Origin of the sequence: Streptomyces sp. NPDC047043 (assembly GCF_040644055.1) — a bacterium.
Lineage (GTDB): Bacteria > Actinomycetota > Actinomycetes > Streptomycetales > Streptomycetaceae > Streptomyces.
In genome coordinates this window covers 38,007-51,750 of record NZ_JBEYVO010000044.1, presented here as the reverse complement: position 1 = coordinate 51,750, position 13,744 = coordinate 38,007, and the positions used below count along the sequence as shown (strand labels likewise).

15 protein-coding genes are annotated in these 13,744 nt (G+C 67.4%); 9 read left to right on the top strand and 6 right to left on the bottom strand.

Translation table 11 applies throughout. From position 1 onward, the window contains the following. Positions 1 to 3 precede the first annotated feature (3 nt). The 6 genes from ABZ880_RS47245 to ABZ880_RS47220 form a co-directional block, all read right to left on the bottom strand. Positions 4 to 765 carry a class I SAM-dependent methyltransferase gene (locus ABZ880_RS47245; RefSeq protein ID WP_361277223.1) on the bottom strand — a complete coding sequence of 254 codons (762 nt, stop codon included), beginning with the start codon at positions 763 to 765 and terminating at the stop codon, positions 4 to 6. After that, positions 762 to 1,907, bottom strand: a complete 1,146-nt coding sequence (locus ABZ880_RS47240) for a YcaO-like family protein (RefSeq protein ID WP_361277222.1) — start codon at positions 1,905 to 1,907, stop codon at positions 762 to 764. The genes ABZ880_RS47245 and ABZ880_RS47240 overlap by 4 nt, the downstream gene beginning before the upstream one ends. Continuing rightward, a complete protein-coding gene (locus tag ABZ880_RS47235) occupies positions 1,897 to 3,147 on the bottom strand; it encodes a TfuA-like protein (RefSeq protein WP_361277221.1) in 1,251 nt (416 codons plus the stop codon). The genes ABZ880_RS47240 and ABZ880_RS47235 overlap by 11 nt, the downstream gene beginning before the upstream one ends. Before the next feature lie 383 nt (positions 3,148 to 3,530). After that, positions 3,531 to 3,983: a hypothetical protein gene (locus ABZ880_RS47230; protein ID WP_361277220.1), complete on the bottom strand. Its 453-nt coding sequence runs from the start codon at positions 3,981 to 3,983 to the stop codon at positions 3,531 to 3,533. A 241-nt stretch (positions 3,984 to 4,224) separates the two neighbouring features. Beyond that, positions 4,225 to 4,587, bottom strand: coding sequence for a hypothetical protein (locus tag ABZ880_RS47225; protein ID WP_361277219.1), 363 nt, complete (start codon positions 4,585 to 4,587; stop codon positions 4,225 to 4,227). 95 nt (positions 4,588 to 4,682) lie between these two features. Continuing rightward, positions 4,683 to 5,894: a helix-turn-helix transcriptional regulator gene (locus ABZ880_RS47220; protein ID WP_361277218.1), complete on the bottom strand. Its 1,212-nt coding sequence runs from the start codon at positions 5,892 to 5,894 to the stop codon at positions 4,683 to 4,685. A 132-nt stretch (positions 5,895 to 6,026) separates the two neighbouring features. Between ABZ880_RS47220 and ABZ880_RS47215 the strand changes: the two genes are divergently transcribed. The 9 genes from ABZ880_RS47215 to ABZ880_RS47175 all read left to right on the top strand — a co-directional run bounded on the left by ABZ880_RS47215 (position 6,027) and on the right by ABZ880_RS47175 (position 13,734). After that, complete coding sequence (locus tag ABZ880_RS47215) at positions 6,027 to 6,704, top strand: HAD hydrolase-like protein (RefSeq protein ID WP_361277217.1); 678 nt, start codon at positions 6,027 to 6,029, stop codon at positions 6,702 to 6,704. A 543-nt stretch (positions 6,705 to 7,247) separates the two neighbouring features. Continuing rightward, a complete protein-coding gene (locus ABZ880_RS47210) occupies positions 7,248 to 7,607 on the top strand; it encodes a hypothetical protein (protein ID WP_361277216.1) in 360 nt (119 codons plus the stop codon). A 635-nt stretch (positions 7,608 to 8,242) separates the two neighbouring features. Next, positions 8,243 to 8,632, top strand: a complete 390-nt coding sequence (locus tag ABZ880_RS47205; protein ID WP_361277215.1) for a hypothetical protein — start codon at positions 8,243 to 8,245, stop codon at positions 8,630 to 8,632. A gap of 298 nt (positions 8,633 to 8,930) precedes the next feature. Next, a complete protein-coding gene (locus tag ABZ880_RS47200; RefSeq protein ID WP_361277214.1) occupies positions 8,931 to 9,446 on the top strand; it encodes an SAF domain-containing protein in 516 nt (171 codons plus the stop codon). 38 nt (positions 9,447 to 9,484) lie between these two features. Next, on the top strand, positions 9,485 to 10,279 hold the full coding sequence (locus ABZ880_RS47195) for a GTPase domain-containing protein (protein ID WP_361277213.1): 795 nt from the start codon (positions 9,485 to 9,487) through the stop codon (positions 10,277 to 10,279). After that, positions 10,276 to 11,715, top strand: a complete 1,440-nt coding sequence (locus ABZ880_RS47190) for an ATPase, T2SS/T4P/T4SS family (RefSeq protein ID WP_361277212.1) — start codon at positions 10,276 to 10,278, stop codon at positions 11,713 to 11,715. The genes ABZ880_RS47195 and ABZ880_RS47190 overlap by 4 nt, the downstream gene beginning before the upstream one ends. An 8-nt stretch (positions 11,716 to 11,723) precedes the next feature. After that, positions 11,724 to 12,623 carry a type II secretion protein F gene (locus ABZ880_RS47185; protein ID WP_361277211.1) on the top strand — a complete coding sequence of 300 codons (900 nt, stop codon included), beginning with the start codon at positions 11,724 to 11,726 and terminating at the stop codon, positions 12,621 to 12,623. Then, a complete protein-coding gene (locus ABZ880_RS47180; protein WP_361277210.1) occupies positions 12,624 to 13,517 on the top strand; it encodes a type II secretion system F family protein in 894 nt (297 codons plus the stop codon). Positions 13,518 to 13,548: 31 nt separating this feature from the next. Next, positions 13,549 to 13,734 (top strand): hypothetical protein, encoded by a 186-nt coding sequence (locus ABZ880_RS47175; RefSeq protein WP_361277209.1) that lies wholly within the window; start codon positions 13,549 to 13,551, stop codon positions 13,732 to 13,734. Positions 13,735 to 13,744: the final 10 nt, after the last annotated feature.

The window sequence follows — 13,744 nt, the reverse complement described above, 5'->3', positions numbered from 1 at the left end:
TGGTCATGGGCGGCGCAGGGTCAGCAGGACCGCTCGGCGGCCGGGGAGTGTGGGGAGCCTCGTGTGGGCTTCGCGCAGCATGTTCTGAGTTTGTTCGTCGCCGAGCTCGCGCCTTAGTTCACCGGCGTGATCGATCCACAGCTGATAGAGCCGGGCCCACATCGCGGGCTCCGCAGGCCGCTCATCGACGTGTTCCACGACCAGACCGGCGGCGCGTACCTGTGTGCTCCACCGTGGTTCGACGCCGTGCCGGACCGCTCGGGTGACGAGCAGCCGTCCGTCGGGGTCCAGGATCCGGCCGAGCTCACGAAGGGCGTTGACACGATCGGTGGTGAAGGAAAGGGCATCCACGCACACGACGCCGTGCGCGCGCCCGTCGGGCAGGCCGGTGTTTTCCAGGTCGGCGACGCGGAAAGTGGCAGGGACGGCGAAGTGGCTGCGGCGGGCGGTGGCCTGCTCAATGGCGGCAGGGGAGATGTCGATGCCTTCGAGGCGGACCGCGAGGGCGCGGGCCAGCCACAGACCGATCCCTCCGGTGCCACATCCGGCGTCGACGAGGAGTTGGCGGGGGTGCATGTGCAGTCGGGTGGCCATCAGCTCCAGCAGGGGCCAGTCGCAGGAACTGGAGGGGGCGACCTCGTCCGGGTAGTCGTCGCCCATCGCGACGGCGTACAGGCGGGCGGGCAGTGTGCTGTGGGCTCGTGCCGTGTGCAACCTGTCGAACTGGGCCGACAGAACTGTCGTGGGGATGGTGGCGTGGTTCATCGGTGCATGGTCCTTGTGACGCGTGAGCGGGTGCCGGGGCAAATGACCTGCACGGCGTGGATCGGCGCGGCAGAGGAGGGCAAGTCCAAGGCGGTCGGTTCGTGTCCGGTGGCCTCGGTGATCTGCCGGGCTATGTTGTCGACTTGATCGGCGAATCCGCACAGATCGCGACTGAAGCGTGCCGTCGCCTCCGCCCAGTCCGTCAGCCTTTCGGCCTGCGGAGGGCAGAAGGCCGGCAGTACCGATGAGGCGGGGGTGCTCGGCAGGTCGTCCCGGGTGCCGGCGATTGCCGCAAGGCGCGACTGGGCGGCCTCGGTTAGCGCCCGGGTGGCCGCGATGCCTGGGTCGCTGTGGCAGCCGCCGCCGGCGAAGAGCGTGGGGAGGTCCTCCGACCAGATGTAGGCCACGCACACCGGCAGCCCGTAGGGGCCGTCGACCAGTGCCAGTTCCACCGCCATTCCCGCGTCCGCGAGACGTTCGACGACCTCCCGGCCGAAGGTGTCATCGACCGTGCCAGGGTCGATGAAAGTGCGCCGCTGTCCGCCGGATTGCGCGTTCCGGAGCAGCACGTCGCGTTCGACGACTTCATACAGGGCGTGCAGCAGCGCTTCGTCCCTGGTGTTTCCGCACGCCAGGCCGGTGGTCGTTGCGCGGAGTAGATCTGGAGTCCATGGAGGGCGCTGTACGCGGCGACGCACCAGGTCGACCGGCAGCAGCACCTTCTCCCCGTTCATTAACCGGGTTCCGGTCGTCCACTCCAACACCACCCGGGTCAGGACATCCTCGTCGTACCGGATGGTCAAGGGCAGTGCTGAGACCGGGCAGTTCGGCGCGACGTCCCGGGCCGGGCCGCGCGTGGTGATGGGCAGTGGCTGTTCCACGTGCCACAGTTCGATTGCCTCCATCACCGCCGAGAGCTTCGCGAGGAGGTCGGTGGCGCCTTTGCCCTGCGATCCGCTCAGTGTCCGGGATGAGGGCCGGATCGCCGTCCACACCGGAAGCCCGATGCAGTCCAGGCCGGTTAACTTCGCGACCCGGGTAATCCCGAACTCGGTGAGGAAGGGGGCCACGGCCTGCCAGGTTTCTTCCGCGGAGCGGGCTCGCACCGTGCCCCGTAGGGCAAGCATGTCGTTATGGCGCACTGCTGAACGCCTCCTCCGTGTGGCTGATCCTCTCTTCGAGGTAACCGGGGACCAGTCGCTTCGCTGCCCTGATGGCGTTCGTCGCGGAGACCAGCCCGCGCGACGAGGCCTCGGCATCCAACCGACCGGCGGGACATCCCCACACCTCCAGGAGCATCCGGCGGGAGAGATCTCCGCGTACGGCGTCGGTGCAGAATCCGGGCTGGGTGCGGTGCGCCAGCGCGACTGCCTCGGCATACCGTGCGACTGAGCGGCGGTCCTCGGGTGTCTCCCGGGCGAACAGCAGGGCCACGGTCACCCTGTCCCGCAGGTCGACCGGTGGGCGGAAGATGCTGTGGGCGGGGAGGTTGCTGCTCGTCACCTGGGCGAGCCGGGTCCGCAGTGGCAAGCCGGGACTGCCCCCGGCGGCGCGCAGAGAGCGATGTTCGAGGTAGGAGGTCCACGTCCGGGGAAAATCTCGGGTGAACACCTGCTGGTAGACGAGGCGATCAGCGGTGGCAAGGTCGAGACCGTCGATGCGGCTGCGGGCGAAGGTATTTGACCAATGCAGGAAGTACGCCGACTCCCATATCTCCGGCGAAGCGCAGACGGCGGACGGAGCCTGATCGACCAGGGCGCGGTGCAGGGCCGCGAGGGCGTCGGCGCGCTTGAGATCGGCGAAGTGCTGGTCCCGGGCTCGCTGTTCGGCGAGCCACTCCGCAAACACGTGCCCGCCCTGCTGACGGCACACCGCCCGCACCGCCGCCGTCGTGCGCTGCGGGTAGTACACCGACCGAAGTTCTTCCAGGAGTACGACGGCTCGGTCGTTCTCGAGCACACCGGCTTGGCTTGCCAGCTCCAAGGCCCGCCGGAGGTTGACCACCGGCCAGGTAAGCGCCTCTCCCTCTGGACTCTGCCCTACAGCTACTTCGTCGTCGCCATCGATGCGCCCGTTCACATAAGCGGTGTAGATGGAACCGATGCCGATCATCCCGAACCCGGCAAGTTCAGCGGCGCGCATTGCTCCGATGCTCGCGGCGCCGATCACGCGGACTCCGCGGCCCATGGCGGCCAGGATCTCCTTGTGCCGCAGTGCCGGCGCCTGGTGATACACCCCGTCAATGATCACAACGGTGTCGCCGTCGCCGATTGACTCCGAGAACAGATCACCGTGCTGTACCGGCGGGCACACTTGCACGTTCGGCGTCGCAAGGATGGGTTCGGACCTGTGCAGTGTCGGTCCGACGAACACGTGATGCACTGCGGCCTCCAGTCGGTCAGGACCGAGGGCGTCCCTCCCCAGGTCCAGCAGGACCTTGAGGTGGGGAGGGACGCCTTGTTCAGAGGGGCGAGGAGGATTACTCCTCGTCCTCGACGTCGACGGCGACGATCACAACTTCCGTGACCTGCTCGGTCGTCTCGTCCGTGGGTGCGGCGGTGGACTGGGACATCGCGTTCCTCCTTGGTGTCGTGTATTCACCTGGCGACCCGGAACCGGGGCGCCGGTTGTCGGGCTGTTCGCCGGTGCTGGAGCCCATGGGGGACAGGGCCCCAGCACCGTCTCCACCCGCGCCGAATGCCGTTGGACGTTCGGGCGGAGCGTGGTACCTGCCCGACGGCCGGGGTCGCCGGACGTCTTCCCGGTCACCGGGCAGGGGACTGTGCGCTGAAAACCGTGAGTTGCTGGAGAGCCTCATCGAGGTCGACGACGCGGAAGGATGTGAGTTTGCGGACCAACTGGGAGGCGAGAAACGTCGGAAGATTCGGATGCCTGAACGGCAGGGGCGCTTCCGGCTGGTCGATGACCTTCACCCCGTCCGTCCCCAGCCCGTAGAGAGTGCCGTGCACGCCATAGAGGGGGAAGCCCGTTGCCAGGAAGACCATCGGGCGGCCGGCAAGGTGTGGGCAGAGTCTGGTGGCGGCGCGCGCGTGCTTGACGCATACCGGTGGTTGGTTCGTGAGCATTGTGGGTTGCATGGGGTCGTGGTCCGCGGGGCCGGCGAGGAAGAGGTACCCGAGGGGTGTCCGAGCAGGCTGCTGACAGACCTGGCAGCGCATGGCCTGCATGCACATGATCTGCCGGTAGGGGTGCATCATCTTCCACAATGGCTTGCCCGTCGGGCGGCCCTGCGAGTCGACCGGGTTGAAGCTGCACCGTGCCAGCAGTACGCCCCGAAGGTGTCCCGGTCTCGAGGGTCCTCGTCCTGGTAATAGAGGCGTGGACCGGTCGAGTGCTGGAGAATGACGAGGTTGTCCGGCGCCGCTCCCTCTCCCTCCCTCTGGGTGATGAAGGGGACCAACGCGGGTTCGACCGCGGCGAACACGGGACGGTTCGTCTTCACTCGGTCAACTCCAGTGCCTGTCGCAACACGACTTCGGGAGTGAGGCCGTGGTGCTCGGGGACGAGCCAGTACGGGCCGGGTGGCGCATCTCTGTGAGTGGGCGGCAGCACCACGTAGGCGTTTGTGCCGAGCGCGGTGGTGTTCGGCACATCCCAGCGCGCCGCGCTGCCCTTGGGGACCAAGAAGTAGAGCACTGGTTCCCGGCGATGGGGATCCACCGCCACGGCGCCGACCTCCGCGATCCGTTCGATCGCGCGCACGCCCAAATGCCGCCCCATCTTCACGGCGTCCCACTCGACACCAGCGGGCGCAAGTCGCAGCCCAGCTGCGGTCATCGTCATTGCCGAATCGTCGATCATCTGCCGTCCGTCCTTCACTGCGCTGTGCGGTGACGGTACGGCCGGGCCAACTACGCGACCCGAACTGAGAGTTCGGGTGAACCACTGGTTCGTGATCAGACGAGATGGAGGCGTTGAACGAGTTCGTCGACCTGGCGGCGGAAGGTGGGACGGATACGCTTCTGGAGATCCAGAATCATGTTGCGAGCGAGGGGACTGCGCGTCAGGTCCTCCGGAGCGGTGTCCTCAAGGTCCAGCAGGTGAACGAGCACGGCCGCGTCCTCACGACGCAGGTCGTGGCACCTGGCCAGTTCCAGGCCGAAGGTGAACTGCCGCTCACGGCTGGGCAGGCAGTGCGTGTCGATCTGATCGGCTACACGCAGCCCCTCGGTGGCTTCACCGGCGAGCATCTCGATGCTCATCGCATGCATGGCGACATTGGTAGGTCCGAACACGGTCCACTGGACATTGCCTTCGCCGACCTCTTCGGCGAGTGGGGCCGCACGCTGTTCAAGCCGGTCACGCGCCTCCCACCAGCAGCGACGGCGGGCGTCGGAGACCACTGCGACCAGTTCGAGAGCCCCTTCAACGGCCTTGCCCTCGGCTGACGTCGGTGCTTGGCGTAGTTGTTCGACGGCTCGGAGCGCCACCTCCTTGGCATCTTCCACTGCGGCTGGCTCGTTGTGGGAGAGCAGCACATGGCCGAGGTTCCACTGCGCCGCGGCGATACGTACCGGGTCGTCGGCGTCCTCAGCGGCTCGGATCGCTCGGTCGGCGACCATGAGGGACAAGTCGAGGCGTCCTGCACGGCGGCAGTACGACCGCAGCAACCCGTACAAATCCGCTGCCGCACGCAGGACTTCGCGTCGGACCTCGGCGTCGGTTCCGGCACGGTGCACGCGCACGGCGTGCTCGACGTCGCTGATCAGGTCGGGAAGGACAAGGGCGGCAGCCGTGAACCGATCCTTTGACGACTGCCAGGTCCGCCAGGCCTGCTCAACGCGCTCCCGGAGTTCCGACGGGCCCGCAGGAGTCGATCTAGGTGGTCGGTCGTAGCCCATCAGCGCTCTGGCGATCGCGGGCGCGGCCGTCAGCGGGACCGTCGACTCCTCGACGCTGTCCTCAGTGAGAAGGCCTGCCAGGGGTACGCCCAGCTCGTCGGCAAGACGAGCGAGTACGTCGGCGGAGGGCACCTTCTGGCCGGCCTCGATCTGTTGGAGGTAGCGCTCGCTGATGCCGCACAGCCCGGCCACGGCGACCTGTGTTCGGCCGCTCTTCCGCCGGTAGTGCTTGACCTTCTCGCCCAAGGGAAGCTTCGGTGAGATCACCGGTCCGCCCCCTTCTCCGTCGATGTCTCGTACCGTCAGCGTAGGACGGAGGGCATCATCGCGTATGCGGTCTGTACTCGTTCGTGTGAGACATGAGTACCCAGAGATGGGTGCGCAGTTGGGGAGGGTGCCATGGCGCGGCTGGTCCTGTGGGACATCGACCACACCTTGATCGACACACGCGGCGTCGGCCGCGAGTTGTCGGCGGCCGCATTCCTGCAGAGCACGGGGCAGGCCATGCGTGATCAGGCGAAGATCGACGGGATCACGGAGCCCGTCATCTTCCGGGAGACGGCGAAGCTGCACGGGCTGACCACCGACCGTGCCGACTTCGAGCGCTTCGCACGCGCCCTTACAGAGGAGTACCTGAAGCGAGCAGCAGACCTACGAGAGCGTGGGCATGCCCTGCCCGGTGCAGCGGCAGCCCTCGACGCCCTCGACGCTGTCGGGATCCAGCAGACGGTCGTCTCGGGCAACATCCGCCCTGTCTCCGAGATCAAACTCCAGGTGTTCGGGCTTGATCGCCACATTCTTTGGGAGCTCGGTGCGTACGGTGAGGACAACGACGTCCGCTCGGAACTCGTGAAACTGTCCCTGCGCCGTTCGGGCTGTGAGGCCGACGAAGCGGTGTTGATCGGCGACACACCAGCGGATGTGGAAGGTGCTCACAAGAACGGCGTGCGGGCGGTCGCGGTGGCTTCCGGACGCAGCGACGAAGGCGTGCTGAGGGAGGCCGGCGCGGACGTCGTGCTGTCGGATCTGCGGGACACGGAGTTGCTGATCAAGATCGTGCGTGGCGATCGCCAGTAGGCAGGCGAAAATGTCATATTAAGTTGGCAAGTGCCGTGCGGGAACGGTGTATTGCGGCCATCGAGAGTTCCCGACTGCAATGGATTCTGATCCGCCTGGAGGGTGAGGGCTTGTTGCGCGGCTCGCGGCCAATCTCCCCGAATTCCCAGGTGTTTGGTAAAGGATTCGCTAAGTTGCCGTTCCCGCTCTGAAGTTGGAGCAGTTGGGTCGCTGTTCGCTCCTTGCAGTGGGAACGGGGTGAAGCGATAGATGTGGGAACCGAGCTCAGACCGAGTGTCAGATCTACATCGTTCGCGGGGTGATGTGTCGGTGACGGGTTTAGGGACGTCCGGGCGTGCCGGACAAGTCGCAAAGGGGGCAGCAGCGGCCACCATGGCCCTGCTGGTTGCCAGCTGTACTACGGCCGGCTCGACCTCATCCGGAAAGGACGGAGCTCCCGATCGTTCGGCGAGTGCCTCGACACCTGATCCAGCGCGTTCCGCCGCCCCTGCCGACATCGCGCGCCGACAGGCGACGACCGCGTACCTGGGGATGTGGCAGGACATGGCACAGGCCGGGACCACATCGGACTGGAACTCACCTGAACTGGCACGGTACGCGACCGGCGACGCGCTGTCGGCGATCTCGCGCGGAATGTACGCGGATCACCTCAACGGCTTGGTGACGAAGGGGGAGCCGAGGAACGATCCGAAGGTCACGTCGGCTGTGCCCCCGGCCAACCCGACGACGATCACGATCTCCGACTGCGGTGACTCGACGCACTGGCTGAAGTACCGGAAGGACAACGGCAAGCTCGCGGACGACGAGCCCGGTGGGCGACAGGCGATCACGGCCGAGACGAAGAAGCTCAACGGCACCTGGAAGGTCACGCGCTTCGCGGTCGAGGGGGTGGGCTCATGTTGAGACGGGCAGCTGCCGCCGTGAGCTTGTCCCTGGGCATCGTAGAGGTGGCCGCGGTCCCCGCGTTCGGCGACGGCGGATGGGGTTCGGTGCAGTGCGACCAGAACCCCCACCCCGGGTGTGAGCTTGGCGCGGGGTCGGGCGGACGGCACGGCAGCACCCAGCCCGGTGGCGGCTCGTCAGGTTCAGACGGCACATCCACCGGCGGAGGTAACGGCGCGAGTGGGCACCAGGAGCAGCCTAAGTCCTCTAATCCGGATCTGAACCTGGCGGAGTGTTCGTACCGGCGCAGTGACTACAAGCCTCCGCCTGCGGCGACCCAGACGGCGTTCGAGGGTGAGCGGGGCGGAGGAGGTGTGGTTGCGGCGGTTTCCGTTGTGTACTCCGCGGCCGTGCCATCTGCGCTCATGCGGGTGGCTGACCCGAAGCCGGGGGAGTCGGGAGCCTGGTACGTGTACAAGTGCGAGGCAGGGGGCGTCCGCGATGCCGTGTACCGGCCGCCGATCTGGATCCCGGACGCGCCTCAGCAGGGCGGAGGCGCTCCGCAGCCGACGCCGGCGGAATTAGCGCAGGTTGCGCGAAACCAGTTGCGATTGCCGTCGCCGGAGATTCAGACAAATCCGGCTGAGGAGCAGCTGGTGAACCTGCCGACCTGGTTGTGGTTGGACCGCGGAGACTGGGGCGCAGTGTCGGCGACAGCCTCGGTGCCGGGAGTGTCGGTGACGGCCGTGGCGCGGCCGACGTCCGTGGTGTGGACGATGGGCGACGGCAAGTCGGTGACGTGCCGCGGAGCCGGCACGCCGTACACATCGAGCACGAGCCCGAAGAGCTCGTCCCCCGACTGCGGTTACACCTACGGCACCTCGTCCGCGGGCCAATCGGACAGTGCGTACCCGGTCTCGGCGACCGTGCACTGGACGGTGACCTGGGCCGGTGCCGGACAGGCCGGTGTCTTCCCCGACATGACGACCACATCGACTGCGGACTTCCGGGTCGCGGAGAGCCAGGCCCTGAACAACGGCGGCTGACGCTGAAACCCGACCGCATCGTCGACGGACCGTGCGGAAGAGGCAACCCCTACCCGTGATCTGGCCGCCACGCTGATGCCGTGGCGGAGAAAAGACCTGCGCCAGGAGGCGATGGTTGGTGAGTACTCATGTGCCCATGCGCTCGGATCCCGGCGTCCGAGGGAGCGCTCCTTCCGCAGGCCGAGCGAGCCGGAATGTGAAGCGTCCGGCACGGATGACCAGCGTGCCGAGGCCACGTCGACTTCCCTACCTGCTGGTGGGATTACTCCTGGTCCTGGGCTGTACCGCAGGTGGTGTCGTGGCGGCGACAAGAGTTGGCCATCAGGAGCCGGTGCTGGTGCTGGCCCGAGCGGTCACGGTGGGGCAGACGTTGTCCGACGAGGACCTGCGGGAAGAGAGCGTGTCGACCGACAGCGGGCTGGCATTCATCCCTGTGCGATCGCGGGCCGAGGCGGAGGGACAGCCTGTCGCATACAGCTTGCCTGCGGGGACTCCGCTCACCGAAGACCTCTTGGGACAGGCACACGTCCCTCCGGTCGGCTTGGCGGTGGCTGCGGTGGGCCTCAAGGCGGGACAGTTTCCACCCGGTGTGCAGCCCGGCAACCACGTCATCGTGGTGGTGGCGCCAACCAACGCGAACGAGACCTCCACGCCGTCCTCGGCGTGGGACGCCTCGGTGACCGACGTCCGCAACAACAGCACTGATCAGCTCACCGTGATCTCGCTCCAGATGGTCCAGGAAGATGCCCGCCGACTCGCTGCCGCGCCGACCGGCCAGATCAGCGTGGTGATGGTGCATGGAGGCGGGAAGTGACGTTGGTAGCCCTGTGCAGTCTGAAGGGTTCCCCGGGCGTGACCACAGCCGCCTTGGGGCTGGCGGCCGCGTGGCCGTCCGCGGAGCAGCCGGTGGTGGTGGAGTGTGATCCGGCCGGCGGCGATCTGATGGCGCGCTTCCGTCTACAGACGGCTCCAGGGCTGATGAGCCTGGCTGCCGCCGCCCGACAAAGGGCCGAGCCGGGGCTGCTCTGGCAGCACACACAACGTCTGCCCGGAGGGCTGCCCGTAGTGGTGGGTCCGCCCGGTGCGGCCCAGGCCCGTGCGTCGCTGGCTCAGCTCAATCCGACGGGGAGCGGAGTGCTTCGACGCGCCGCGGACCGCTCTGGGACGGTCGTGATCGCCGACTGCGGACGTATCGATCCGGATACCGCCGGACTCGCCGTGGTCCGGGAGGCCGACGTCATCCTGCTGCTGGCCCGCGCCCACGACGACGCCCTGGCCCATGTCGCCACCAGATGGCAGGCCACGGAGGGTTGGTCACGGCGCCCCTGCTTCGTACTGGTCGGCGACGGCTACGCGACCGACGAGGTCGCGCGGGAGCTGGACATCGAGGTGATGGCGCGCATTCCGGAGGATCCGAAGGGCGCAGCCGCCCTCGGTGGACGACCTGGACGGCGCTCGACAGCGGCACGATCAGCATTGGGCAGGGCCCTTGCCGAAACCGCCGAGTTGGCTGCCTCCCGGGGCCTCGACCGTCGCGGCCGACGGGCGACGCACGCAGCGAACGTCACCCCTGGTGCGAGGCACGTCCAATCCGAAGCCGCTCACAACGGCTATCCGACGCAGTCGTGGAGTGAGGTACGGCGATGACCGAACCGGAGAAGGGGTACACGACGCTGCCGTACGGAGGGGTTGTCCCGCCGGGAAGCGGGAGCAGGCAGGCGGCTGTACGCCCCGCATTGTTGAACGGACTCGGGGTGCGCCGGGTGCAGACGGAGCCGCCGGCCGAGAGGTTGCGGATCCATTTGCGCCAACGGCTTTCGGAGCGGATGGCACAGCAGATTCAGGATGACGACGCCGCGGGCCGCGCACCCATGACCGACGCTGCCCGGATGGCTTTAGCGGAGAGGATCCTTTCGGACGCCGCCGAGGAGTACACGCAGAAACTGCTCACGAGCGGACAGGTTGTGGTGGCGCCGGACGTCGAGCAGGCAGTGATCACCACCGTCCTGAACGAGGTGTTCGGGCTGGCCGGGCTGGAACCGCTGCTGAACGACCCGCAGGTCGAGAACATCAACGTCACCGGCGATCGCGTCTTCGTCCGTTATGCCGACGGCCGTCGCGATCGACTGGCTCCGGTCGTCGGCTCCGACGCGGAGTTGGTGCAGCTCATCCGCGACCTGGCCGCCCGGAACGGAGTCGAGGAACGCCGCTTCGACCGGGGCAGCCCCGGCGTGAGCTTTCAACTCCCGGGCGGAGCAAGGGCGTTCGCGGTAATGGCAGTGACCACCCGCCCGTCGTTGTCCATAAGGAGGCACCGCTTCCAGCACGTCACCCTTGCTCAACTCCGCAAGAACGGCACCTTCGATCCGGGCTTGGAATCCCTGCTCGCCGCGATGGTCCGCGCGAGGAAGAACATCCTGATCACCGGTGGGACGGCCATCGGCAAGACCACGATGTTGCGCGCCCTGGCCTCTGAGATCCCGCCATGGGAGCGCCTGGTCACCGTCGAGGACGTCTTCGAGCTCGGTTTGGATGCCGACGAGTACGCCCATCCGGACGTGGTGGCCATGCAGGCGCGCGAAGCGAACATCGAAGGTCAAGGCGCGGTAAGTCAGGCCGAGTTGGTGCGATGGGCGCTGCGCATGTCCCCGGACCGAGTGATCGTCGGCGAGGTCCGAGGGCCCGAGGTCATTCCAATGTGCAACGCGATGTCGCAGGGCAACGACGGCTCCATGGGTACGCTCCATTCCTCCACGAGCCGGGGAGCGTTCACCAAGTTGGCCGCCTACGCGGTCCAGGGCCCGGAGCGGCTGCCACTGGAGGCCACCAACCTCCTAGTGGCGGGCGCACTCGACTTCGTCGTTCATCTGGACAAGCCCCGCGGCCACGACGACAAGCGAGTGGTGTCCTCGATCAGGGAGATCATCGACGCCGACGACAAGCAGATCGTCTCCAACGAGGTCTTCCGGCCTGGCCCCGAGTTGCGCGCGGTACCCGGTGTGCCGCTGCGCGCCGAGACCATGGAGGACTTGGTTGCGGCCGGCTTCAGGCCGGAGGCGATCGACCGTGTCGAGTGGATGTGACGCCGTCTATGAGCGGATACGTGCCGCTGATGGCACTCCTGGGCCTTGGTGCGGGGTGCGGGCTTGTACTGCTGGTACGCGTGTGGCGGGTCCCGGCCCCTGCTGCCCGTCCGGCTCGCCGTCTGCGACGGCGCGCGCCGCATCCCGATGCCGGGCGCTGGCTCGCGATCGCGGCCGGGGCAGGACTGTTGGTCGGGGCCGTTACCGGGTGGGTGGTCGGCGGGCTGCTTGCGGCGATGGGGGGCTGGAGTCTGCCGCGCTTTCTCGGCTCCGGTACGGGGCAACGCGATCGAACCGCGCGGGTCGAGGGCGTCGCGGGGTGGACGGAGATGCTGCGTGACACCCTCGCCGCCGCGGCGGGTCTGGAACAGACGATCATGGCCACCGCCCCCGCAGCTCCGGAAGCTATCCGCTCTCAAATAGCGCAGCTGGCCCAGCGGTTGGAACATGGCGAACGGCTGAACCCTGCCCTGCGGCACCTGGCGGAGGACCTTGACGAACCCACCGCTGACCTGGTGATTGCCGCTCTGATCCTGGCCTCCGAGTACCAGGCCCGGCAGCTCGCCTCCCTTCTGGGGGAACTTGCCACGACCGCCCGCTCCCAAGTGGAGATGCACCACCGAGTCGAGGCCGGCCGTGCTCGCACCCGTACCACCGTGCGGGTGGTGGTGATCACCACCTTGTCATTCGCGGGCGCCCTGATCCTGTTCAACCCCCAATTCCTCACGCCGTACGACACCGTGACCGGACAACTCGTATTGCTCCTGATCGGAGCGCTGTTCATGGTCGCGTTCGCGTGGCTGCGCCGCTTAGCCCGCATCGAGGAACCGGACCGGTTCTTCAGCGGTATCGAAGACATCGGCCACGTAACCGAGGAGGCCGCGCCAGTGCCCCGGGAGGTGCCCTGAATGACCGCTCTCGTACTCCTGGGCATTGGGGTCGGCCTCGGCCTGTGGGCACTGGTGGTCTGGTTGATCCCGCCCCGGCCACCCTTGGCTGCACTGATCTCCCGGCTCAACGCCGCGTCTGCGCCGCCGCCGATCCTTAGGCCCGACCAAGGCGGTTGGGCCGTCCGCATCGGCAGCCCATTCACTAGCCTGCTGCGCGCCGTCGGTCTGCCTGGCCGCACCATCACCCAAGACCTGGCCATCACCGAACGGTCGTCCGAAACACATCTGGCGGAGAAGGCCGCGCTCGCGCTGACCGGGCTTCTGCTGCCTGGCGCGGTCGGCACTCTCCTGGCTCTGGGAGGTCGCGCACTGCCCTGGCCCGTACCACTGGGTGGCACCTTGGTCTTCGCGGTCAGCGGGTTCCTTCTGCCGGATGTCACCGTACGTGCCGAGGCCGAGCGTCGCCGAGATGCCTTCCGTCACGCCCTCGGCGCCTACCTCAACCTGATCCACGTGCTGCTCGCGGGAGGCGCCGGGGTCGACGGCGCCCTGAACGACGCGGCCGGCATCGGGCACGGCTGGCCCTTTCAACAGCTGCGGCGTGCCTTGAACACCGCCCGGCTCACCCGTACGTCCCCCTGGACGCCCCTGGGACAGCTCGGTGAGGAGCTCCAGATCAGTGAGTTGAGTGAGCTTGCCGCTGGCCTGTCGCTGGCGGGCACCGAGGGCGCGAAAGTACGGGCGTCGTTGGCCGCCAAGGCCGCCGGCATGCGGCAACGCAGTGGAGCCGAGGCCGAAGGCAAGGCCAACGCCGCCACGGAACGGATGGCCTTGCCCGGCATCCTCATGGCGTTCGGCTTCATCATCTTCGTTTTCTATCCCGCCCTGACTCAGATCACGAACTCGCTGTGAAGGGACTTGCATCTACACCGGAAGGATTCCGATGTCTTCACTGAAATCACTCCTGACTCGTGCCCGTTCCTTCATCCGCAGGCACACCGACGACGTTGGCGGCGTCACCACAGAACAGGTCATCTGGATCGCAGGCCTCGCGGCTCTCGCCCTCACCATCGTCGGCATCTTCGGTCCGGAGATCACTGCCGCGGCGAAGAGCGTCGTGTTCAAGTAGGCGTGGCGAC